Here is a 25164-nt window from a genome sequence, read left to right as displayed (position 1 = left end):
AACTGAGTGTTCCACGTGGAACATTACTAAATTATCTGCCCATATAAACCAATAAAACAGAAATATCGTTGGGCGAAACACCACTAATTCTTGATGCTTGGGACACCGTTGCTGGTTGAATTTTTTTAAGCTTTTCACGCGCTTCAAAACTCATTGATTTAATTTTTGAGTAATCAAAGTTTTCAGGGATTTTTACATATTCCAGTCTATTGAGTTTATCGGCATTGTTTTTTTCTTTAGCAATATACCCTGAATACTTAACTTGTATTTCTGTTTGTTCAATGACTTCGCGATCCAAATTATTTTTCTGAATATAGGACTCAACGCTTTGAACTTTCCTAATATCGTCCATTTCAATATTAGGTCGCGCAAAGATTTTAAATAGCTTGCCAGCCTGGTTTACAGGAGCAGAATTTTTGCTTTCCAAAACAGGGTTAATCTCTTCTGGTTTAACACTTGTATTTTCAAAAAAAGAAACAAATTCTTTCGCCGACTCATGTTTCTCTTCCATGCGTCTTAATCTATTTTCGGACGCCAAACCAATTTCAAATCCTTTTGGTGTGAGCCTTAAATCCGCATTATCTTGACGCAAAAGGGTGCGATATTCAGCCCTAGACGTAAACATTCTATAGGGCTCTTCTGTTCCTTTTGTAATTAGGTCGTCAATTAATACTCCAATATAAGCTTCGTCACGCTTTAAGGTAAACGGTTCTTTTTCCTGAACTTTAAGGCTGGCGTTTATCCCTGCTATTAGCCCTTGAGAAGCTGCTTCTTCATATCCTGTTGTACCATTAATCTGACCAGCAAAATATAGTCCATCAACCAACTTTGTTTCAAGTGTATGCTTCAATTGTGTTGGTGGAAAATAATCGTATTCAATAGCATATCCTGGTCTAAAAAACTTCACGTTTTCAAACCCAACTACAGATCGCAATGCTTTAAATTGAACATCTTCGGGAAGTGATGTCGAAAACCCATTAACATAAACCTCAACAGTATTCCAACCTTCTGGTTCAATAAACAATTGATGCCTGTCCTTATCAGCAAAACGATTTATTTTATCTTCTATAGACGGACAATAACGTGGGCCTAAACTCTTAATTCTACCGTTGAACATAGGTGATCTATCAAAACCTTCCCGGAGTAAATCATGCACCAACTCACTGGTGTAAGTCATGTGGCAAGACCGTTGCTTTTCCAATGGTTTAGTAATATCCAAATAAGAAAATTTTTCAGGGTTATAGTCACCAGGCTGTTCAACCATTTTAGAATAATCCAACGAACGTCCATCCACTCGTGGCGGCGTACCTGTTTTCATCCTTCCAGAATCAAAACCTAAACCTACCAATTGCTCTGTAAGACCAGTAGCCGCTTTTTCACCAGCTCTACCTCCACCAAAATTTTTGTCACCAATATGTATTAAGCCGTTCAAAAAAGTGCCGTTGGTAAGCACTACTGTTTTAGATTTTATTTCTATCCCCAATGATGTTCTTACACCTACAACCTGTCCCTTCACAATCAACAAGCCAGATACCATTTCTTGATAAAAATCCAAATTTGGTGTTTGCTCTAATAACATTCTCCAGTCTTCAGCAAAACGCATGCGGTCACTCTGCACTCTAGGACTCCACATGGCAGGGCCCTTAGACTTGTTTAGCATCTTAAATTGGATCGCAGAAGTATCAGATACGATACCACTATAACCACCAAGCGCATCAATCTCACGAACAATTTGCCCTTTGGCAATACCACCCATAGCTGGGTTACACGACATCTGTGCAATGTTCTGCAGATTCATTGTTATAAGAAGGGTCTTGCTTCCCATGTTCGCAGCGGCTGCAGCAGCCTCACTACCGGCATGACCTGCACCAACAACTATAACATCATAAACATCATTAAACATGATTAACCTATTTCAATTCATCAATGTTCCACGTGGAACACATTAATTATAAGTTTGCAAATATACATTGAATTACTGACTTTAAGATAACTGTCTTAAATAGTGGTTTTCCTTATTGCGCATTATTAAAGCATCGTCTTTTGACTTATCCTTATAGCCACAATAATGTAGAACACCATGAATAATAACACGGCATAACTCATTTACAAAAGACACATTAAAATCTTTGGCGTTATCTTTTACGCGCTCAATGGAAATAAAAATATCGCCTTGTACGGTTTTTCCTAGGGAGTAATCGAAGCTAATAATGTCCGTTAACGTATCGTGATTAAGGAATTCAACATTTAATTTATGCAAATAATCATCGTCACAAAACACATAATTGATGTCGCCTAACGTATATCCTTCAGAAGTAATGGTATTTGAAATCCAATTTGATATCTCTACTTCGTTATCTAATTTAAAATTGGTTTCGTAATTGAATTCAATCATCTGTCTTATTGAAATACACTTTAACTTTATTTTTGTATTCCTGCTGCAAAGGTAAAGCTTGTCGGTTCAATATTTCAGTTGTATTGAAATATTGTTTGGCATTGGGTAACCTATTATTGGTATTGTTGTTAAAATTGTCTTGATTAGTCTTAGATTCCCTTTTGTTTTCTTCACCTTGCTGAAACGTTGCATTTTCCAGTTTCAACAACTGGTGTTGCAAATTCATCATCTTTTGTAATGTTCTGTTGGTAAAACCTCTGTTTAAAAGCTCCAACTCTACATCTTCCATCTGCTTTAAAATACGATCACCTACACCACCTTTACCATCCTTTTCTAAACGCTCCTCTAGAGCCTTTCTAAGCTGTTGTTGTTGCTGATAGATTTCAAACAGTTTGCCGTTAATAAATTCATCGGCATCACCTTCACCATCGGCTTCACTTTGCTTTCCGTCTTTACTCTGTTGTGGTTCACCTTCACCTTCTTTTTCACCAGGCTGTTTCGGTTTATTGCCTTCATTTTGGGGTTTACCTTCTTCACTCTCTTTCATTCCTTCCTGCATCATTTTATTAAGCTCTTCCTGACTCATGATAATATCCGGCAATTGCATATCGCCTCCTCCATTGTTGGGGGACATACTCATGCTCTCCTGCATACTATCCAAAATATCACTTAAAAAATCAGCCAAATTATTTGTAGCTGTTATGGCAAATTGTTGTTTGGATACGCCTTGATACACTTGACTTTCAGCAAAAAGCTCCAATGCTTTATCTATATTAAAGTAAACTTCTGAAATTTCTTTGTTAACCTTTTCAGAAATTTTAGGCTGTCTAAGCGACAAGGCAAACAAGCTATCATCTATATGCTCAAAATGCTCCTTAAGGTTGTGTTGCTTACGTAAAAAAGAGGCATACTTGTTGTGGTTGTCATCAATACCCTTAAACTGATCCATTAAGGTTTCCTCATCAAAAGAAAACAGCACCAAATTGTCCAAAATTTGACGAAGCATTTCCATATCTTCCTGCATTTGCTCGCCACCTCCTGCTTGCATCGCGCCTTGCATGTTTTGACTCATCTGCATCATTTTCTTGGCTGCCTTCTTCTGACTTTGTTGCGCATTATTCAAATTCTGATTGTTTTTAGGCGCATCACTTTTTTCTTTATCTGATGCTTTTTCCTGTTCTTGATTTTCCAACGCATCCAAAGCCTTTTGTTGCTCCTTGTCAACTTCCTGTTCGTCTAGTTTATCTCTGGGTATTTCGATTGGCTTTTTTAGTGCTTTACTATCCTTTTCCAATTGTTCCATGTCTTTTTTAAAGTCATCGAACTGTTCATTGAGACTATCTTGTTTATCCTTGGTGTTATTTTCCTCTTTTTCATTGGAAAGCTTTTCTTGATCTATAGCAAGCTTCATTAAATCTTCTTTAAGCTTTTCTAATTTCTTTTCCACATAAAAGCGCTTGGTAAGCTCCAAAAGTTGCTCTAGGCTTCTCTTTTTGTTTTTATTTTGCTTTGCTAGTTCTTCTAATTTATTGACCAGTTCCTCCTGATTGATTTTCTCTTGGAGCTCTTTCAGTTCTTCCAACAATTTTTCGTCTTGTTTTAGCTGTTCCTCCTGTTCTTCCAACCGTTGTTTTAAATCTTCCTTGAACGGATCTTTTTCTGTATTCTCCTTTTGAAACTCCTCCAAGTTATCCTTTAGCTTTTTGTTGAAATTCCTCATCATTTCATCTTGCTGCTGCTGACGTTTTAAAAAAGATTCCAGTTTCTTTTTGTCATTGAAATTTAGAACTGACTTTTCCTTTTGGGTTCTTGTCAATTCCTTAAGCTGTTTTTCTTGCTGTTCCTGATTCTTTAAGGATTTATTTAAGTCTTCTATCGTTTCGCTTTGTTGTTCCAATTGCCTTTTGACTTCTTCATCCTTGGTTCGTTTTCTATAAGTGAAAATGTTACTTTTTACACTTTTAAAATGGTTAACCATATCATTATCAAATACTTGAAAATATAATTCGTAGGGTATTCCTGCCTCAATTGTTAGATTATGTGGAAAATCGGCCAAGAATTGAGCAACATTTGAACTCGGTATTGGTATGTCTTTTCTCTTTTTTTCTGCTTCATTATCAACAGGATAATAAACAAGTTCGAGTTTGGTCAACCCATAATCATCGGTGACCTGACCGTAAAAATAAAGTGATTGTTCGTCTAAACTATCTATTTCTACTTTAATGTTCAATTCAGGATATTCATCCTTTATCACATCAATTTTAAACGCTAAATTCTCATAATTGCTGACATTTTTATTACTCGTACTTATATTGTAAGCAAACGTGTTGAAAACTCGCTTAGAGGCTTCAAATCGGTCTACCTCTTCGGAAGAAAACCCAAGTGTATCGGCAGCCATTAGATAAACGGCATCAGTAGACTTAGTGTCTAAATTCCAAGAGATTTTGGTGCCTTCGGGAACAATAGCATTTCCCGTGCTTTTCAACATTTTTCGAGTCTTTTTTGTGTGTTTAGGATAATCTAAAATCATTTCAAAATTAACCAATGTAGGCACTTCAACAACATTTAAAAGGTAAGGCTCTGAATTCACACCGTTAGCTTCCAACTCAAATTCAATTGGCTCTTTAGGTTTAGAGAAGGTAAATTCAAAAGCACCTGATCCTGATTTCTGTAAAAAATAAGATTCGTTATTAAATTTAATTTGGGCATTTTCCGGCACAACATCACCTACCGTTTTTACAATTAATTTAAAATCATCGCCCTCAAGAGTGTTCAAGTCTTCATTAAGCACAAAAAACCGGAACGGTGCGGGCGGCTCGAAAGGTGTTTTATAATGCACAACCCGTTTATAACTATCGCTAAACCAATTCATGTTTCCTGATATGGAACTAAGTAACAGAATCAATACTGGTATGGCTGCATATTTAAGGTATTTGGCATTTTGTTTTAAGTTGATCGCCAACTTAAACGGTACAGGCTTGAGCTCAATGGACTTTTGCTCAATACTAGCCAGTAAGAGTTCAGATTTGGAAGGATTTTGGTTAAGTTGAAGAATATTAAGTAGCTTGTCATTAACTTCTGGAAAGTGTCTGCCAATAAGCTTTGAGGCCTCTATATAATCAATCCCTTTTTGAAGTTTGAACAACCTAAACAATGGCATTACAACAAACTTCACCAATAGCAGCATCTCTACCCCTACAAACAACCAAAACAAAATTGTTCTTGCGCCTGGGTTTAGCCATAATACATACTCAACAAATAAGGTGACCAATAAATAAAGCAACCCAATGGAAAAAAAAAGAATGGTTCCTTTCAATAGTTCATTAAGGTAATATTTCCTTATAAACTGCTCTAACTTAATTAATATGGTGTTAAAATTAGTCATGCTTATATTGTACTACACTAAACTACAATTTTATTTGGTATAGGGTATATAATAATGTGTTAATTGTATCTTTCGTAGCAGTACAAAATTTAATGGAATTATAGTTGGCAAAATTTTGAATTACCTCATTAACCACTTTGTTAATCCATATAATTTTTTTCATTTAGACATATAAAATATCAAATGAAAAAAATTCATGTACTTTTGCACAAAATAAAAAAAAATGACCAAGACTGTACGTGTACGCTTTGCTCCCAGTCCAACTGGGCCTTTACATATAGGTGGTGTTAGAACTGCTTTATTTAATTATTTATTTGCCAAAAAACACAACGGCAGCTTTATACTTAGAATTGAAGACACCGACCAAAACCGTTATGTTAAAGGTGCAGAAAACTACATTATTGAGTCATTAAACTGGTGCGGAATCCCATTTGAAGAAGGGCCGGGAAAAAATGAAAAATTTGGTCCTTACAGACAAAGTGAACGCAAGCATCTATACAGGCAATATGCCGAACAATTAGTTGCTTCGGGCCATGCATATTACGCCTTCGATACTGCCGAAAGGTTGGATTTTCATAGACAGGATCATGAAGCCAAAGGCAAAACCTTTATCTACAATTGGCACAACCGCTTAAAGCTAACCAATTCTTTATCGCTTAGCGCAAAGGAAACCCAAGCCAAATTGGATGCTGGTGAAGCCTATGTGATTCGATTTAAATCACCGCCGGATGAGACTCTACAATTAAAGGACATGATTCGTGGTGATATAAAAATAGACACGAATATTTTAGATGATAAAGTCCTCTTTAAAAGCGATGGTATGCCTACCTACCACTTGGCTAATATTGTTGATGATCATTTAATGCAGATTACCCATGTAATACGTGGCGAAGAGTGGTTGCCTTCATTAGCTTTACACTATTTATTGTATAAGGCCTTTGGATGGGAATCCCCTGAATTCGCACACCTCCCACTAATTTTAAAACCTACCGGTAAAGGTAAATTAAGCAAACGAGATGGCGACAAATTAGGCTTTCCTGTGTTTCCTTTGGAATGGGAAGATCCAAAAACCCATGATATTTCGAGAGGGTATAAAGAAGATGGTTATTTTGCCGAAGCCGTTATAAACTTCTTAGCCTTTTTAGGCTGGAACCCTGGTACAGAACAGGAGATATTTAGTATGGAGCAACTTATTGAGGCTTTCGACTTAGATCGGGTTAATAAAGCAGGGGCACGCTTTGATCCCGATAAAATAAAATGGTTTAACCACCATTATATGCAAGAACAAAGCAATGACATTTTAGCCGAAACGTTTAAGTCGCAATACAGTATCTTAGAAGACATTGATGTTAATTACATTGCCCTAGTGATTGGCTTGGTTAAAGAGCGAGCGACCTTTATTAGTGATTTTTGGGATTTAAGCTATTACTTCTTTAAAGCTCCAAAACAATACGATGAAAAAGCGGTTAAAAAAGCATTTAAAGAGGACACTCCAGAAATAATGTGGCATATAGTAGAAATCATTAATGCTATGGATGAATTTTCGGCTAAAAACCTTCAAATTACCGTTAAAAGCTGGATAACGAGCAACGATATAGGTTTTGGTAAAGTGATGATGCCGCTGCGCTTAGCTTTGGTAGGGGCCTTACAGGGGCCCGATGTTTTTGATATTATGTATATGATTGGTAAAACAGAAACTGTTAGCCGAATTAAGGCTATGGTGAGTAAGTTACAGTAAACAGCATTCCGTTTACAGTCATATTCTAAAATAATAAAGTGTTTAGAGCAGGTAAAATAAACAAAAAAGGCCCAAAACATTTAATTTTTTAGCTATAATTTAGACCTTGAATCTACAATAGAATTATTGAACTAGGGAAATTAACCTAGCTATATGATTTAATTTTTTAAACTTGTATTAATGACAAGCTGAATTAATGTCTTTAATATAACTCATTATTTAAACAATACAGTCCCAGAAACATCCTTTTTATCTATAAATCCAACATATCTCGAATCTTCTGCAACGTCTCTATTATCACCTAAAACAAAATATTTATTCTTAGGTACTTCAATTGGGCCAAAATTATTTATATCAATACTGATAAGGCCCGAAAGGATGCTATTATCTTCGTCGGATTTAATTCTCCATCGACGATCGCTTAAATTTTTTATTTGCGCAAAATTGTCATCTAATAATAAAACAATAGTGTCTTTGTTTTTACCAGTTTTCGTAATAAATGAAATGTCTTGTTTTCTTTCTCGTTTTATTTCAAAATATTCCTTTTCAGTCAATTTATAGAAGTGTTTCAAATTAATTGCGTCATCTATATTTTCTCCATCTATAAATAATGTCCCCTTCCTAATCTCAATAATATTTCCTTCAATCCCACAAAGCCTATGAATCCGCGTGAAATCTCCAAATCTACCGTTTTGGTTTTTATAACATATAAAATTTCCAACATTTGGGTGTATTAAATTTGAAGCAAAAACTAATGTCTGTTTTTTTAAATTAGGTTCATTTGAATTGTTTTCGACTTTACAGATAAAGAAAATTTCCTTTTTATCGAGGAAAAAAAACACAAGCAACAAAACACTTATAACAAAAATTAATTTAATAATTGATTTTTTCATAATGTGTTACAAGTCAATAACCAATAACTCTTTCTAAAAAGATATCATCGCCCCAAAAACCAACATGGATTGTCTGCCTTTAAAGCGGGCCTCACCCCCTGAGGTGTCCAAGTTTTGGTCTTCCAGTTTCTTTAAGATATTAGTAAACCCATAAATGTATTCGGCTTTAAGCCTAAAAAACTTATACCCTAACGATGCACCAACTAATCCATTAAAATTAAATTGCGATATGGAACTAATATCCATTGCTTTTAAGTTCGTGTAGTTATTAACGTAATAGCCTTCTTGGTTTTGATCTTTTAATTCCAATCTTCCATTGTACTGTAACATGGGTCCAACATCTATGGTCAAATGACTGCCTATTAATTTTATATGGCCCAATAAGGCCAATTGCGCTGCAAACATTTTATATTCAATATATTCTTGTCCTCCAATGGTAGCACTGGGTCTTCCTTCAATATTAATGTAGTTTTCTGAAAGTTGCATACCATAACTCATATTATACCATCGGTGGGGAATATCTACTGTAGCAGAAGCTCCAAACAAAAAACCATCACCTTGTTTGGTTATAAAATTATCGGTTTCAATATCCAGTTTGGTCAAGCCTGCAAAAACGCCAATACCATTAACAATATCATAGGTTTTATGTTGGGCAAAACTTTTTGTAACAAAACCTATTAGCAGGGCTACTAATAGAATACGAAGGTTATATTTCATTTAGTTGTTATTAGTTAGATGTGTAACCAAATATAGTATAAATTTTGTATCTTAATTTTTTAAACTTAATTAAACATTTACCATGAACTATCTTTTCATTCCCATTGTTATTTTTTTTGGACTAATTATCTTAATTTCTGCATTCTTTATTGTTAAGCAACAAACTGCTGCTGTTATTGAACGTTTTGGACGATTTCAAAGCATACGTCACTCTGGACTACAATTAAAAATCCCTTTGGTTGATAGAATAGCAGGTAAACTTAGTCTTAAAATCCAGCAACTGGATGTTATTGTTGAAACTAAAACACTTGATGATGTGTTTGTTCGCCTTAAAGTTTCTGTACAGTACAAGGTGATACGTGACAAGGTATATGACGCCTTTTACAAACTGGACTACCCCCATGACCAAATTACCAGTTATGTGTTTGACGTAGTTCGCGCCGAAGTGCCTAAAATGAAGCTGGATGACGTATTTGTGAAGAAAGATGATATAGCCATAGCGGTTAAATCGGAATTAAACGATGCCATGCTTGATTATGGTTATGACATTATTAAAACCTTAGTAACTGATATAGATCCCGACGCCCAAGTAAAGGCAGCTATGAACCGCATTAACGCCTCAGAACGTGAAAAAATTGCCGCACAATATGAAGGTGATGCTGCACGGATTTTAATTGTTGAAAAAGCAAAGGCCGAGGCCGAAAGCAAGCGTTTACAAGGCCAAGGTATTGCAGATCAGCGTCGTGAAATTGCTCGAGGTTTGGAAGAGTCTGTTGAAGTATTAAACCGTGTAGGCATAAACAGTCAAGAAGCCTCTGCCCTGATTGTGGTAACCCAACATTATGACACCCTTCAGTCTCTAGGAGAAGAAACCAATAGCAATTTAATTCTATTACCTAATGCACCTCAAGCGGGTAGCAATATGCTTAATGAAATGGTAGCCAGTTTTACAGCAAGTAATCAAATTGGTGAGGCTATGAAAGAAGCTAAAAAGAAGGAGAAATAATTGAATTTTAAAGGACAAAACAAAACCTCTTAAACATTAGGTTTAAGAGGTTTTATGTTTTAAAAGGATGCCTTTCTTCCCAATCTTGCTTTGGATTCATAAGGAAAAATATAGGTCGTAAAATAGAATTCATTAATACATTGGTATGCTTCATATAAAGCACCATTGGTTTAGCCTTAGCCCCTACCGAACTTTTAATGGCCATTGCTGTTCTTGCATATACCACATTGGAAAACCGATTGATTATACCAAACTCCAACATATCGTAAAGCATATTTAGGTATAACTGATTGGGATATTGATGTTCTTCATCATAACCTAAAAAGTAAGTTTCCAATTGTTTTCCGTTTATGATAAGTGTATAAAACCCTATCAAATCTTTATTTAAAAAGTATCCAAATACTTTAAAATTGTCATTAAGCTTTAACTTAAGGCTATAAAAGTGGTTCTCCGGTAAAATAAAAGTGTTAAACTTAGCATTATTAGAAACATTTAAGTACAGTTCGTGGAGTGTTTTAGACTTTTCATGGATGCTGTCAATATCAAGCTCTTTACTAGTTATAGCCCCAAATTTCTTTTTGGCTCGCTTATATCTGTCCCTATATTTTTTATTTAGGGTATTGATGTAATCCTTATTAGTATGCCAATGATCGCGAAGAGGTAAAATCATATTCGGTTGAACTATAACCTCATGCAATTTATGGTTTCTGAATGTACTCTTATCTTCAAGAATAATATCATCTGTAAAAAAGTCCTTGGCTATTATAGCTCGTATCTTTTTATCATGTTTCTTTTTAATAGTTTGAATCAATTCGTCTAGACCTTGAAAAAGCGTATTAAAAAAATCAGCCTGTACTATCTGGCTGTCATTATAGTAAAGCGCATGCTGTCCCGTATGCATGAGGTTGCCAATCACCAACACATTACCTTTTAAAACCCTTGAAACAATTTCTCTAAATAATTCTTTTATATAGGACATTGTGTTTTTCCTAAACATATCTTTAAGATAGAATTGTACCCGTTGTATAATAGCTATACCAACTAGCATATCCTTTTTAAAAACACCAATATAAAACAGTTGAATATTGTTTGGCGTTGCATTCTCTAGGGCTTCAAGATAATTGGCTTGAAGAAAAATATCATGACCTACAAGGTCATCCCAAGCCTCAGGCAACTCTTCATAAGATTTATAAATACGAAATGTTTTCAATATCAAAAAAAAGACTGAAGTTAAGCTACCTCAGTCTTTGAATATGTTAAAACTTTACAAAATTTTATTACCACCCACAAATAATTGCGCCCATGATACCCATAGTTACAATCCAATAGCCGCTATTTATAAGAATGTATTTTGTACTCTTACGTTCAAACAGCGCATTGGTACCTAATATAGGAAGTGCAATAAAAATACCGGCTAAAACACCGTGAAACGCACCATGTTTAAATGTTCTAAACTCATTTACATAATCTGCCATAAATGCATCATAAGAGGGTAATACCCCAAGCTCGCCCTTAGCTAAACTATGAGCTCCCATTTGATGAATAACCATTGGCATAATGGACATGGCCAAAAGAAATGCAAAAATTAGAGCCATAATAAAAATCTTGGCCATATTGGCTCCTTTCATTTTTTCTTCAGTTATGTCTGCCGCCTTCATCCACGTATTGCCAAAAACTTTTGGATGGTACCAAATAAAGCCAACAACAAGAGCTGAAACTGCTGCAACTAGAATCGCTAAAAAATTAATTTCCATAATGATTAAAAATTAGTTAGTAGTTAAATATAGTTAAAATAGACTTAACCCATTCTATTTTAACATTTTAAAACTATATCTATCTTTTAAATAGCTTTGGCTTCGGCTACTAACAGATTATTTTTATCCTGAAGGGCCTTATTAATAAAGTCATCAATATCACTATTTTTGGCCATTCCAGCTTCCAACAAAGTTTTTAAGGTAATTGCAACAGCAATACGAGTACCCACTTTCTTTGTTGCCGTATTGAATAATGGCAATAATTCTTCATAACTTACCTCCTTAGCCAGTACTTTAATTTCAGCTTTAACCTTTTGTTGCTTGGCCTCAGGCAAGTTGGTGTATTTTTTACCTAACTGCTGAATGACATCAATAGCCTTTCGTTTAGGTGGATGAGATTTTTGATTATTGGGCTTTTGCCCTTGGACTGGTTTGACAGATTGTTTGGCCCAAGTATCCCTTAAGCCAACTGTTTTATTGAAAATCAATCTATCTGAAGTCGAATCGTTATCCACATTAAAATAGCCTAAGCGTTGAAACTGGAATCGTTCTCCTTGGCTAACCTCTTTTAAGTTGGGTTCAACATACGCCTCGATAACTTTTAGGGAATTGGGGTTTAAAAACTCCATAAAGTCTTTATCCTGATGGCTATCGGGTGCTTCGTCCATAAACAATCGGTCATACTCTCTAACCTCGGCTTTTACAGCATGAACAACAGATACCCAATGTAACGTACCTTTAACCTTTCGAGAGGTGTCTTCTGAATAGGTACAGTGTACTTCAGTAATGTTTCCGTCATTGTCCTTTACTACGCTTTCTGCTTTTATGATGTAGGCGTTTTTAAGACGTACTTCACCGCCTAGCTTTAATCTAAAAAATTTATTGCCAGCTTCTTCTTTAAAATCTTCTTTTTCAATATACAGTTCCCTTGAAAAAGGTATTTTTCTAAATCCAGCATTGTTGTCTTCTGGATTGTTTTCGGCATCCATCCACTCTACTTTTCCCTCTGGATAATTTGTAATGACTAATTTTATTGGATTTAAAACAGCCATTACCCGTGGTGCGACTCTATTTAAATCCTCACGAACACAAAACTCCAAAAGCGAGACATCAATGACATTATCACGTTTTGCTACCCCAACTGTTTCCACAAACTTCTTAATTGCATTTGGCGTATAACCTCTTCTGCGCAACCCCGAAATAGTTGGCATTCTTGGATCATCCCATCCGCTAACGATACCATCTTCTACCAATTTTAGCAATTTGCGCTTGCTCATGATGGTATAACTTAGATTTAAACGCGCAAATTCACGTTGCTTTGGCCTTAACTTGTTTGGATCAACAATTTGGTCCAAGAACCAATCGTAAAGCTCTCTATGTGGTTTAAATTCCAAAGAACATAAAGAATGTGATATTTGTTCTATATAATCGCTTTCACCATGTGTCCAATCGTACATGGGGTAAATGCACCAATTGCCTCCCGTTCTATGATGGTCTTTCTTAATAACACGGTACATGATAGGGTCCCGCATCAACATATTGGGGTGTTGCATATCTATTTTTGCACGCAAAATATGCTCACCTTCCTCGAAATCACCATTTTTCATGCGTTCGAAAAGCTCTAAATTTTCGGCTATACTTCTATTTCTATATGGTCCTTCAATACCTGGCTGGGTTGGTGTGCCCTTTTGCTCGGCCATAGCTTCACTGGATTGCGAGTCTACATAAGCTTTGCCTTCTTTTATTAACTGTATGGCCCAATCATATAGTATTTGGAAATAATCGGACGAATATAACTCTTGGTCCCATTGATAACCCAACCATGTAATATCTTCTTTAATAGCATCTACATACTCCTGCTCTTCCTTTGCAGGATTGGTATCATCAAACCTTAAATTAACAGGGGCTTTGTAGTACTCGCCTAACCCAAAACTAATCCCTATAGCCTTGGTATGACCAATATGCAGATACCCATTAGGTTCTGGTGGGAACCGAAATCTAAGCTTACTTTCTGGTAAGCCATTAGCCAAATCTTCCTCTATAATTTGCTCAATAAAATTAAGCGATCTTCTTTCTTCGGACATAAAACTTAATACCCAAGCATAATACTTGGAAACTCTTATGGTTATATAAATTTTTGAACAAAATTAGGTAATTTTACCGACTTAAAATGAGATTGAATGGGAATTATAAAAGTTGAAAATATTCGTGTATTCGCCTACCATGGCTGTTTGAAGGAAGAAACCAAAATAGGAAGTGACTATCGTGTTGATTTGGAAGTCAAAGCCAATTTACAGCCATCGGCAAAAAGTGATGATTTAAGAGATACTGTCGATTACGTGTTTTTAAACAGGATTATTAAGGAAGAAATGAACAAACCCTCACACCTGCTCGAAACCGTATGTAGACGCATTCTAGATCGTATATTCAGCGAAGACAAGCTAATTATAAAAGCTGTGATTAGTGTTAGCAAGCTAAACCCTCCCATTGGAGGGGATGTAGAGCAAGTAACCGTTAAAATGGTTGATGAACGTAAAAAATACAATTAACCATTGAAAAGTATTATTTTTTTTTACATTTGCACTGAATTAATGGCGTCATGGCCGAGTGGCTAGGCAGAGGTCTGCAAAACCTTCTACAGCGGTTCGAATCCGCTTGACGCCTCAAAAAAAGTGACCGCGTTTCAATAACTTTAATAACCGGTCGCTTTTTTATTTTATAGGGTTGATATTTTCTATACGCTCTATATTTCTTTCATAGGTTTTTGGGAAAAAGCCCTGCACCAGAAGCAAAATACCAAAGCCCAAAATAACAATAGCAATAACTTTTTTTGTCTTAAATATAAGTTTAGGTGTTAATTGTGCCCTAAGCTTTTTTGCTATTAAAATTTTGAATATATCTGTAGCAAAATAAGAGGCCAACATGGAAATGATAAATATTGTACCGCCATTTTCTGATGAAGTTAACGAATCTCCCAAAACTATGAACCCCAACCATCCCAATAGTACACCAATATTGATGAAATTGAGTAAAAAGCCTTTAATAAATAGTTTTCCATAACCCTTTTTTATTTCAATTTTATGGTATTCTTTTACTATAGCCCGAAAGGATTTTGATGTCCTCATAAAGGAAATGACGCCGTAAACCACTAATAAAACACCGCCGAATATTAAAAAGTTAGGGTCGTTACTAATTTTTCCTCGTAAATTATTGGTACTATAAAAGGCAATAAGGATGAAAATAATGTCGGCAAAGATAACCCCTAGATCAAAAATTAAAGCACTTCTAAAACCTTTGGTGGCCCCAGTTTCCAAAAGCACAAAAAATACAGGGCCAATAGTAAACGCCAGTATAATTCCAAACGGAATTGCCGTAATTATATCATCAACCATAACTTTGTGAAGCTTAACACAAAGTAAAGAAATAATTTACAACTAGCTTGTGGAATTTCAAAAATTAAAGATGTGTTATATCTACTGAATATTCTGGTTTAAATTTAACTTTTACTAAAGAATAGTTTTCTTTTTCCAGTCTTCACAGGGCTTTCACTAGCAAATTTTAATTTTTCGTCCTTGTCCCAAATACCCCAATAGGCCCCCACATCACCTTCGGCACCCACTTTCCATGACTCATCAAAAGAGGAGAAATAGAATAGCTCAATACTCTCCTCTTTTGCCCACTGTTGCGCGTTGATAAAATATTTAATAGCGTTCTCATAAGAAGGTTTTGCGCCATGTAGTCCTTCTCCAATATTGGGCCACCCTGTTTCTGTAATGATAACTTTTTTACCGTTTGCTGCTTTTTGGGCCTGTTGATACATGTTCTTCATGTAGATTAACGAATACTCAAAGCTACAGCCTTCCCAATAGGGATAGCAATTGGCCAATACAATATCACAAGCTTCTGTTATCTTAGGGCGATGTGAAAACTCATAATAGGCATCTACATAACCCATGGGTATATTTGGAATTACCTCTTTTACTTGCTGCATATACTTTAAAAGCTCATCTTCATTTAAGTCTCCCCTATACATCACTTCATTACCAACGGCAGCAATATCTACATACCCATCTTGAGCTAATTTTACAAGCCCCTCTATTTCCTTCTTGTTAACCTCTTTATCTTTTCCTAACCATGCTCCTACTAGTGTTTTAATGCCATATTCCTTAGCTATAACAGGAATCAACTCATTCCCTTCAGTACACGAAAATGAACGCACCCACTTCGTGTAGGGTTTAATGATTGCCATTCTCCTTCTAATTTGCGCTTCGGTAATTTGATCACCTGGCTGCTGTCCCTCTTCATAAGGACTAAAACAAAGTCCATGCATCCCGCTATTCAACATTCTGGAAAACAGGTTTTGCAATCCGTTTATGGTTTTATCATTAAGATTTCCTCCTGATAACGCTAATATTCTATCTGTTCTTATTGACATTTTAATTCTCTATTTTAAAGTTCTCCTCTTCTTTCAATTAATTTTGCTTTTATTTCCCTAGCACGTTCTTCACTAAGACTATAACTCCACATTACCCAAATAGCAAAGGCAGCAGTTATAGATGGAATAATAATATCCGCTATTCTTAGGCTGTGCATAGTTTCGGCCGTTTGAACTGGAGCATCTGAAATAAATCCAACTAATTGCAACACCAAGCCTCCTAAAAACAAGGCAATAGACTGCCCAATTTTTACCATCCACCAATAAATAGCCCCAAAAGTGCCTTCTTTACGAGGCATTCCGTTTTTTAATTCATCTAAATCACAAACATCCGCCGTCATACTCATCATTAAAGTAAAAAGACTTCCCATACCAAAAGCAATCAATGGAACAGGTACAAAAATAAGCCAAGGCACACCTTGACTTGTGTCTATACTAAACCATGTCATCCCTAAACTTTCCAAAAAAGGATTGATCATTTCAAAAAATCCACCTAAACCCCTGTTTAAGGATTGAGCAAAAGCCGTTTCGTTAAACTCTTGGTTTAGCCCAACATCAAAGCCCCACCATTTCATAATATAACCGACAATTGAAATTAGTGTAGCTATAATAAATGCCTTACGTTTTCCTACCAGACTAGCTATTTTAGATATAATTGGTATAACAAAAAAAGCTGTTATTAAGGCTGTAATAGTAGAAAACCATGCAGGCCATGTACCAGCATTTTCGTAGCTGCCATTATACATGTAAAACACAATGATATATACGCTAAAAGCGGCTACCATTTGAAAACCATTGAATACCAAAAATGTTGCGCCACAAAGCTTGACAAAAGGTTTGTTTTTGGCCACCTCCATAATGCTTTTAAAAAGCTGTATTAGGTTTTTGCCCAATGTTTTTAAAGTTATTTCTTTTCGGTTTTCAATAGCCGATGAATCGATTCCTTTACAGAAAAACGCAGGAAGAACCCCTAAAACAACACAGACAAGAGCAACGTAAACTGACATTTCCCTAACACCTTCCGCCTGATTATCGAATAGATTGGGGTCTGCAATAATGACCCAAAACCAAGGCACAATCATCCAAGCTATTTGGCCAATAGTATTGGCATAGGCCATTAGTCTGGTTCGCTCGTTATAATCCGAAGTCATTTCGTACCCCAAGCCGACCAATGGTGTTGCATATATGGTATTACCTATAATAAAAAGGATGGATAAGATTAAGAAATACCAAAAATTATAGGTTTGGGAGTTAGTCTCATCCATTTGCCACAAAACCATAAACAAAATACCACTTGCAATGGCTCCAATAAATATATAGGGTCTTCGTCTTCCCCAACGGGAATTAGTGTTATCTGAAATAAAACCCATAATAGGGTCTGTAAACGCATCGAAAAAGCGAGGCAAAGCTCCTAAAATACCAGCATACAAAGGTTCCATTCCAAAAGCCGTCAATAAAAAAAACATAAAAAAGCTAAGAGCCCCAGGTAACAGATTCAAAACAAAATGCCCTGCTCCAAATGCAGTTTTTTGCCCTACAGGTACCTTATCTTTCGCATTTGTTTTGTAATGTGCCATAAGTCTTGATTTTTTTATTTTAATCCATTATAAGCTCTTTTCACAACATGAAATGTCTGCTTTTTGTTTCTGTTGATATCTACTATGCCCCAGTATTCTTCGTTAGGAGACCCATCGTAAGGTACTCCACTGCTATTAGGCGCCCATCCTCCAGGATCTTGAATATCTAAGTTCCCTGCTTTCCACCATCCATCAGTAAATGAAAAGAGGGTAACACCAGAGCATATATTGGTGTTATTAAATACATCTTCTAAAATACTAGCATTTGCTTGGGCTTGGGCTTCCTGATTAACGCCTTGACCATATCCTTCTTTTTCAATTGTCATATAACTATCGGCTCCAGCTTCTGATAGATACATAGGTTTTTCACTAACGGTTTCCCATTCTGGAAAAATAGTTTCTGGGTTATCCCATCGGTATACATTCATACCCCAGACGTCTACACCTGAACACATGGCTAAAGCAGTTTCATCGGGTAAATCACCATGAGCTGTTGTTACAGGATGTGAATCATCATGTTGATGAATTACATCTGCCGCATCATTTAGGGCTTTATACCAATTCTTTATATCGTCATTAAACCATTCTGGATGATAATTATATTCATTACCCAATTCCCACATTAAAATGGCCTTGTGGCCTTTGTAACGGTTTACATAGTCAATAAATGTTCCTGAAAGGATGTCAAATTTTCCGTTTTGATTATAACCAAAACCAATAATAACTTTTAACCCAGTAGCATAGATTTCATCCAAAACCGCTTTGTCATCAATAGGCGCGTACACCCTAATCGTGTTAATCCCTGCTTCCTTCATTAATGCTAGGTCTTGGGTTAAGGAATTAAAGCTCCTTTGGTCGCTTCCCTTAGGTACTGGATGATAGCAAATGCCTTTTATTAAATAGGGTTTATTGTTTACCAATAGTTGTCTGCCATTAACGGAAACCACAGATTCGCTAGAGTCATTCTTACAAGAATAACCCAATCCTAACACTATTGCTATAACGATAATCAACCTCATCTGCTATTGATTTTGTTGTTCAATTTGGGTTCTATTTTAGGCAGCAATACCTGTTTTAGTAAACTATCCTTATTGCCGTTAAACGTTTTTTTAATAGGGTTACCGTGCCGTGTTAATCCTTTAAATACAGATTGGTCTACCAAATCCCAAAGTGCGTACTTAGCCTTGCCTTCAATAGTAAACAGGCCAAAATGATTTTCGGATCCTTCAGGTTTTAATACATCTTTCCAGGGTTCATCAAACGCCTCAAAATAGAAGCAAGACATGCCAAATGAATTGGTCCAGTCACGCATGTGTTGGTAATACAAGCCTTGTTTGTATTCGTCCGTAGCTCTTGAACCTTCGTTTCCGTATTGCTCAGCAGACACACTCGCCCAACCAGTTTCTCCAATGTGGATGGGCTTAGTAACACCAAGACTTTTCATGTAATTTGCTACACTATCGTATTGTGATACTGCATACTTTTTGGCTTTAAGTATCAAAGCATCAATTTGTTCTAATTTTGTATTCTTTTTTTTATCTTCAGAAAGGTTCCAAAACACAGGGTTATAATGTGTATCATGCATGGGATAGGTATGCATAGAAATAAAATCTACGGCCTTAATTAAGCTGTTTAGATCGTCTACATGATAATCTTCACTACCGCCCCCCCAAGAGGCGAAATTATCAGAGCTTGTTATCCATAGGTCTTTAGGTAACTCTCCTTTATTTTTGAGATTTTGTAAATAATTCACCCACTTTAAAATAATACCCGGCTGTACATAATAACTCCATGCCCACTTTACCATAGCTTCGTTACCCACGGCTATTATTTTAACTATGTCCGGATATATTTTAGCAAGAGAAACAGCTTTGTTTATTTCTGAAGTATTATTTTCTAAATCCTCGGCATTATGATTAGGATGCTCTGTCCAAGCATGTTCACAGTCCATCCAAGCACCCAACATGACATACATTTCAAAATCAGGGTCTTCATTTTTTAGCTCCCTTATGGCTTGTAAAACATTGGATGCGTGTGGAAATTGCAGATTATAGGTTCGTAACACTTTAATGTTCATTGCCGCCAAAATCTTCAAATCCTCTTTTAACTCTTCTAGAGTTGGTTGAATGTCTCGCGTGTTATAGCGATAGCCACCATAGGATATGGCCAAATAGTCTGGGTTGCCCAAAATATCTGCTGCTGTTTTTTCCATAGTTCCCTTTGTGCTAAATTGACATCCCATAAATGAAATAAAAATTAAAACTGCTATTACCCGCTTTATAATTAACATGTATCTATTTTTTAATCGAAACCATTATTCGATTAATACCTCCTATTCTTTCAAAAACTTGTTTGCTTATTTCTTTATCTAGGCTTAAATAGTTAAGCTTGGTTGTTGTTCCGTTGTTAAACTCAACCGATATTTCCTCCTTTTCTGATTGTTTATAGATAATTGGCACTTGACAATAGGTAAAACATAACTCACCTTTATTCAGTTCCAATTCATTTTGTTTTCCTTTAATAGTTGTATAACGGAATGTTTTTGAAGTGTTTAAAAATTCTTTAGCCTGTAAAAGCTTCGGATTAAATACAATCTGTCCCTCTTTTACAAATACGCCCAATTCTCCAAATCTAGTCAATACATCTTCTTTTACTTGTCCAGTCATGCCCGGTTGTTGTGCGCCTTTTGTTGCTGGTGTATGGGAATAGGGATCGGTTGGAAAAGCGCCATAAAGCTCTGGTGACTTATGCACTCCTATACCCGCAATAATTTCGTAGTAATGGTCTAACAATCCGCCTATAACATCATCACTCTCATTATTTGCCATTGCCAACACACAGTTTTCCTGAACCGCTAATGATAATTTCGATACCATGTGCCAATAGATAGATCCCAAACCTTCGTAGCCAAAGAACGTACCTGAACGTCCTGTAAAAGATTTGTGATTGAAAACATCTTCAAATATGCTCAATAACAAATCTTTTTCTTCCTCAACCAGCTCCTTATAGTCCTCAGGTAAACTAGATAATGCGTCTACTAAACTATTGGCATTATTAAAATTGCCATTGAAATGATAGTCCCCTAAAACATCTTTTTCTATGATTTCGGCATTTTTACCGTTAATTAACAGTTTTAATAATTTGGATTGCTCTACTTTTGATTCTGGAATATTATTCTTTTGGTTAAATCCAGGCAGCTGTTTGTTTGGGTACAGAATATAGCTATACTGATCTTCCCTAAATAGCGCACTATTTTTTAATCCGTCCAATAATGCAAGTGCTTCAGTAGGGGTAAGGTGACCAGAACTCAACACGGCTACTTGACCTTCCAGCATTTCTGATAGATAAGAAATAGACACTTCCTCGTTATTACTAACAGTCATTAAATTATAGGCATGATACATATTGTCCGCCCGCTTATTGGCATTAATGGTGTGCTGTAAATAGGTTTTTGTGGTCTTTATAAAATCAAGGATTTCTGCTTTTGAAACCGCTTGCTTTTGTCCTTTAAAGGTCTCTTTATAGATTACAGATCGATATTTGCTTCCAGCCAATCCTAAACCATCCATAACAGTCTTTCTATCGCTATCAGATACCTTTGCGTTTAAGATAGACTTGTTATTATGTAAGGTGGAAAGAACCTCTTTAAAAAACGCTTGTAATTCTACCGAAAGTTCAACAAAGCCAAAATCTGACTTTTCAATAATGGTTTCAAAGAAATTAAAGAATCTGTTTAAGTAATACAGTGTTACCATGGAAACACCATTACCCACCAAAGCATTATTGGCGTCATTCCATTCTGGTCGTTGCGTGTTTAACCAAATACCACCCTCTGGGATAAAATTGGATAATTTTGCCAATACTGTAGCCAGTATTTTTTCAATAAAGTTGACTTTATAGATAGAATCATTTTGATTTCTCAATAAAGCACCATCTGCACCAATATCGTTTCTTAATTGGTTAATTTTAGCATCTAATTTATAGTCGAAATCGATAGTGTCTTTCGGATTGTTTAAAATGTCTTTATAGGACTTTATTTTATACGGTACATTGGCATAAACAAATACATTTTCATTAAATAGCTTTTCCAATCGGCTAGGGTAGTGGTCTTCGATAAATTCTAGGAACTTCAACAAATAAATAATTTGATGATCACCCCAATACCCAATATACGACCAAGGATCATGCTCTTCTATAACTTCCCAATCAAACCCGTCTTTAGTTACACGATAGGGATTATAACCGTCAAAAGTAGAGGCGTTTAAAAATTTATGAATCATGCCCTCAATAAATTCAGGGTAGGCCTGTGCCAATGCTTCCCAATTTTGAAATATATCGCGCCAATTTCCTTGGTAATCTAATATTTTGGAGCCGTCAATTTCATTTCTAGTGTTTATGGAAAACTTATTCCACGGCCTACTAGGGTCTCCATGTCTTCGGCTAAACTTTAATGGTAAATATTCAAAACAAAGTCTTTTAAAGTCTTGATCCGAATCTACTACAGCTATGTGCTTTAAATAGGCATAAGTGAATACATCTGAGAGGTCTTTAATTAAGTCTCTCTTGCTATTGAAAACCGTTTTGTTTGCCTTTTTGATGTATTTTGTAAAATCTTCTTTTTCTATATTGTAATGGTCGTCAAAAATACCACCACGCATAATATTGAATAGCGTATTGGCAAAATGCCTCGTGTTGGTCAATGGATCTGCGGTTAGTTGCAAACCATCTGCTTCTCCAGTTAGTTTTATAAGGTTTTGAGTTCCGTTATCAATATCCTTTTGAATGATTTCTGAAAGGTTATTGGTGCTCTTAATTATTTCTGAAATCTTAACAATGCTTGAAATCGATTGATTAACATCGGCTACAAACATCCAATTGTGTTCATTATTTGGCTTCAAAACAATATCAGAAACCATAAAATAAGCGCCTTTTTCAGCTTTAATATCTTCTTCTTGCTCAATGGCCAATCCCTTTCTGAAATTGTTCAACTGCAATGACGATAGGAGGTAAGTGGGTTGCTCCACTCCAACAGACCAAACTATATTGGCCTTTAAGGCTTCACTAGGTTCCGCCTTGTCCACGATTACAGCACTAAGCGCATATATCCCCAGTCCAGAGTCTTTGTTTAATTCACTTCGTTTATAAGCGTCGACTAAATTACTACGACTATTTTGAAGTTCGGAGCCAACACTTGCTGGCATAATATTCTGCAGACCATCTAACACCTTAACTGACTTTTGTTCATTAGTGTTATTGATTAAGGTTGATTTTTTTATAAATCCAAATTTATCGCTGGAATTCCACTGGTAATAGAATGTAAGCTCTAAATCTTCATTTATTTCTTCAAAAACAACTTTGTTCCCATAAACATTTTTATAAAGGTTTCTACGGATATTGTAAACTCCCATTTGACGTTCTGAAAATGGCTCCCAGATATGAATTTTTCCATCTATATTAATTTGATAAATCGTTTTGCTTCCAGTAATATCTGCCGATTCGGTTATTTTATCATCAGTATAATAAGGAAATAAGGCATATTCTGCGTTTTGTCGTCCAGCTGTCAATCCCCCATTACTAGAGATAAACATCCAATGGTTGGAGTCACTAACAATACTCATAAAAAAAGGCCGCATGGCATCGCTGTTGGCTATTTTGTAATAACTTTCATTATCAAAATTGACAAACTCGCCTTTAACTTTATTTGCTTTGTCTATGTTACTATTATTTTTTAAATGAACTGCTTGATCCATTGGTTATTAAGTTTTTGGAATAACAATCGTTTGAATTGCTTTTTCACTTATTATGATATCCTTTGTTAAACCGTTTAATTCAAGTGAAAAGACCTTGCTTACCGGTTCTTGGTTGAAAACTACAACCGCTATAGAACCATCTGGGTTCTTAGCTGCAGTAACCATTAAATCATTTTCTAAATTTTCAACTGCGATTATTTTAGATTCGGGTCTTATATATTTGCTAAAGTGGACCATGGTATGGTAAATAGGGGTGAAGTAAACTTCATCTCGTTCAGGGTCGACAATTACTGGTGCCACACACCAGTTTTCTTTCCAATTGGGTCCGCCTTCTCTGTCTAAAACCATGTTCCAATCTATCCAGCCGTCAACCCAATTATTTAAACAACCAATTATGTCCTTGGCATATCGAAATACAGGTACATATTTTGGATGCAAATACTTTTGGTCTTCTGCTGCCCAATCCCACCCCCAATCTGTAGCTTCTTCACTCCAGTACCAAGCGTCATCTTGCCATTTAGGCACCTCGGCATCTACGCATGCTTCTGTTTGGATTAAGTATTTATTTGGTGCCTTGCTATGTGCATATTGTAAAGCTTCTGGAAAATAATCGAAAGTGCTTTCGTACCAGTGTATCGCTGTACCATCATAATATTTTGATGATGCTTCATCTTTATACATTACATCTACCCATTCCTTTAGCCCAGCTCTATTTTGATCATAGCCTAGTATGATTTTATCACCATATCCATCTGCTTCCAACTTAGGCCCTAAATGATTTTGTACAAAGTCGGTCATCTCTTGCGGGCTAAACAGCATGCTTTCCCAGTTATTACCATTCCCGTGTGGTTCATTCTCCACAGTAAAACCCCATATATCAATACCTTCTTTTTTATATGTCTCGATGTATTTTGAAAAAAATAAGGCCCAAGTAGGGTAGTATTCTGAGAGCAACTTCCCTCCAACCCAATGCTTATTATCTTTCATCCAAGGCGAGGCCGTCCATGGTGACGCTATAATTTTAAATCCCTCTTGCGAAATAGCCATGGCGTCTTTAATCATGGGTATTAGATCATTTCTATCTTCTTCAATAGAGAAATGTTCTAGGTTAACATCGCCCTCAACAGAAGCATAGGAATAATTGTTTAGAGAGAAATCACAAGAATTCATGTGGGTTCTTGTAAGTGAGTAATGTGCACCATCATTACCAAAATAGGCTTGAAGTATTTTACTTCTGTTTTTCCTGCTTAATTGATTTAACAAATATGCAGAAGATTCGGTAAAGGCCCCTCCAAACCCGCTTATGGTTTGAAACGTGGTATCCGGAAATAATTTGATTTTCCCTTTGTCTTTATCTTTTATAACAAACTCGGTTAATTGTTTTAAACGGTTCCCGCTTGCTGAGGTTTCGTAAACCTCAACCATTAATGGTTTTATGTTTTTGGAACAACTAAACATTGTAAGTAGTGTAATTAGTAATATGTAATTTTTGGTTCGTTTCATTATTAATTAAG

General features: G+C 35.9%; 18 protein-coding genes and 1 tRNA gene. 4 read left to right on the top strand and 15 right to left on the bottom strand.

All coding sequences use genetic code 11. From position 1 onward, the window contains the following. Window positions 1-31: 31 nt before the first annotated feature. From mnmG to MR053_RS03085, 3 genes are all read right to left on the bottom strand, one after another. The gene (mnmG, locus tag MR053_RS03095; RefSeq protein WP_242131002.1) at window positions 32-1903 is read right to left on the bottom strand and encodes a tRNA uridine-5-carboxymethylaminomethyl(34) synthesis enzyme MnmG; all 1872 of its coding nucleotides are present in this window, start codon (window positions 1901-1903) and stop codon (window positions 32-34) included. An 81-nt stretch (window positions 1904-1984) separates the two neighbouring features. Then, window positions 1985-2395 carry an rRNA maturation RNase YbeY gene (ybeY, locus tag MR053_RS03090; protein ID WP_242131001.1) on the bottom strand — a complete coding sequence of 137 codons (411 nt, stop codon included), beginning with the start codon at window positions 2393-2395 and terminating at the stop codon, window positions 1985-1987. Beyond that, complete coding sequence (locus MR053_RS03085) at window positions 2388-5780, bottom strand: DUF4175 family protein (protein WP_242131000.1); 3393 nt, start codon at window positions 5778-5780, stop codon at window positions 2388-2390. The genes ybeY and MR053_RS03085 overlap by 8 nt, the downstream gene beginning before the upstream one ends. Window positions 5781-6003: 223 nt before the next feature. On the opposite strand from MR053_RS03085, the gene gltX reads away from it, so the two are divergent. Beyond that, window positions 6004-7518, top strand: coding sequence for a glutamate--tRNA ligase (gltX, locus tag MR053_RS03080; RefSeq protein ID WP_242130999.1), 1515 nt, complete (start codon window positions 6004-6006; stop codon window positions 7516-7518). A 215-nt stretch (window positions 7519-7733) separates the two neighbouring features. On the opposite strand, the gene lepB is transcribed toward gltX, so the two are convergent. Together lepB and MR053_RS03070 are read right to left on the bottom strand one after the other, a co-directional pair. After that, window positions 7734-8411: a signal peptidase I gene (lepB, locus tag MR053_RS03075; protein WP_242130998.1), complete on the bottom strand. Its 678-nt coding sequence runs from the start codon at window positions 8409-8411 to the stop codon at window positions 7734-7736. Window positions 8412-8444: 33 nt separating this feature from the next. Continuing rightward, window positions 8445-9128, bottom strand: coding sequence for a hypothetical protein (locus tag MR053_RS03070; protein WP_242130997.1), 684 nt, complete (start codon window positions 9126-9128; stop codon window positions 8445-8447). Window positions 9129-9210: 82 nt separating this feature from the next. Here MR053_RS03070 and MR053_RS03065 point away from each other — a divergent pair, with 82 nt between their 5' ends. After that, window positions 9211-10134 (top strand): SPFH domain-containing protein, encoded by a 924-nt coding sequence (locus MR053_RS03065; RefSeq protein ID WP_242130996.1) that lies wholly within the window; start codon window positions 9211-9213, stop codon window positions 10132-10134. A gap of 52 nt (window positions 10135-10186) precedes the next feature. On the opposite strand, the gene MR053_RS03060 is transcribed toward MR053_RS03065, so the two are convergent. From MR053_RS03060 to MR053_RS03050, 3 genes are all read right to left on the bottom strand, one after another. Next, window positions 10187-11344, bottom strand: a complete 1158-nt coding sequence (locus tag MR053_RS03060; RefSeq protein ID WP_242130995.1) for a GNAT family N-acetyltransferase — start codon at window positions 11342-11344, stop codon at window positions 10187-10189. 67 nt (window positions 11345-11411) lie between these two features. Further along, window positions 11412-11888, bottom strand: a complete 477-nt coding sequence (locus MR053_RS03055; RefSeq protein ID WP_242130994.1) for a DUF1761 domain-containing protein — start codon at window positions 11886-11888, stop codon at window positions 11412-11414. Window positions 11889-11974: 86 nt separating this feature from the next. Further along, window positions 11975-13972 carry a glutamine--tRNA ligase/YqeY domain fusion protein gene (locus tag MR053_RS03050; protein WP_242130993.1) on the bottom strand — a complete coding sequence of 666 codons (1998 nt, stop codon included), beginning with the start codon at window positions 13970-13972 and terminating at the stop codon, window positions 11975-11977. A 96-nt stretch (window positions 13973-14068) separates the two neighbouring features. Here MR053_RS03050 and folB point away from each other — a divergent pair, with 96 nt between their 5' ends. Next, entirely contained in the window at window positions 14069-14437 is a 369-nt protein-coding gene (folB, locus tag MR053_RS03045) for a dihydroneopterin aldolase (RefSeq protein ID WP_242130992.1), read from the top strand. Window positions 14438-14481: 44 nt separating this feature from the next. Next, window positions 14482-14552 (top strand) — tRNA-Cys (locus tag MR053_RS03040). 47 nt (window positions 14553-14599) lie between these two features. Here MR053_RS03040 and MR053_RS03035 read toward each other — a convergent pair. The 7 genes from MR053_RS03035 to MR053_RS03005 form a co-directional block, all read right to left on the bottom strand. Further along, window positions 14600-15280, bottom strand: a complete 681-nt coding sequence (locus MR053_RS03035) for a LysE family translocator (RefSeq protein ID WP_242130991.1) — start codon at window positions 15278-15280, stop codon at window positions 14600-14602. Between the two features lie 104 nt (window positions 15281-15384). Further along, window positions 15385-16323 carry a glycoside hydrolase family 17 protein gene (locus tag MR053_RS03030; RefSeq protein ID WP_242130990.1) on the bottom strand — a complete coding sequence of 313 codons (939 nt, stop codon included), beginning with the start codon at window positions 16321-16323 and terminating at the stop codon, window positions 15385-15387. Between the two features lie 14 nt (window positions 16324-16337). Continuing rightward, the gene (locus tag MR053_RS03025) at window positions 16338-17900 is read right to left on the bottom strand and encodes an MFS transporter (RefSeq protein ID WP_242130989.1); all 1563 of its coding nucleotides are present in this window, start codon (window positions 17898-17900) and stop codon (window positions 16338-16340) included. A gap of 14 nt (window positions 17901-17914) precedes the next feature. Then, a complete protein-coding gene (locus MR053_RS03020; RefSeq protein ID WP_242130988.1) occupies window positions 17915-18919 on the bottom strand; it encodes a glycoside hydrolase family 2 TIM barrel-domain containing protein in 1005 nt (334 codons plus the stop codon). Next, complete coding sequence (locus tag MR053_RS03015; protein ID WP_394800314.1) at window positions 18916-20190, bottom strand: glycoside hydrolase family 17 protein; 1275 nt, start codon at window positions 20188-20190, stop codon at window positions 18916-18918. The genes MR053_RS03020 and MR053_RS03015 overlap by 4 nt, the downstream gene beginning before the upstream one ends. Window positions 20191-20194: 4 nt before the next feature. Then, the gene (locus MR053_RS03010; protein WP_242130987.1) at window positions 20195-23650 is read right to left on the bottom strand and encodes a hypothetical protein; all 3456 of its coding nucleotides are present in this window, start codon (window positions 23648-23650) and stop codon (window positions 20195-20197) included. Window positions 23651-23656: 6 nt separating this feature from the next. Further along, a complete protein-coding gene (locus MR053_RS03005; protein WP_242130986.1) occupies window positions 23657-25153 on the bottom strand; it encodes a glycoside hydrolase family 30 protein in 1497 nt (498 codons plus the stop codon). Window positions 25154-25164 lie beyond the last annotated feature (11 nt).

Source organism: Aestuariivivens marinum (assembly GCF_022662175.1).
Lineage (GTDB): Bacteria > Bacteroidota > Bacteroidia > Flavobacteriales > Flavobacteriaceae > Aestuariivivens > Aestuariivivens marinum.
This window is presented reverse-complemented; position numbering and strand designations above follow the sequence as displayed.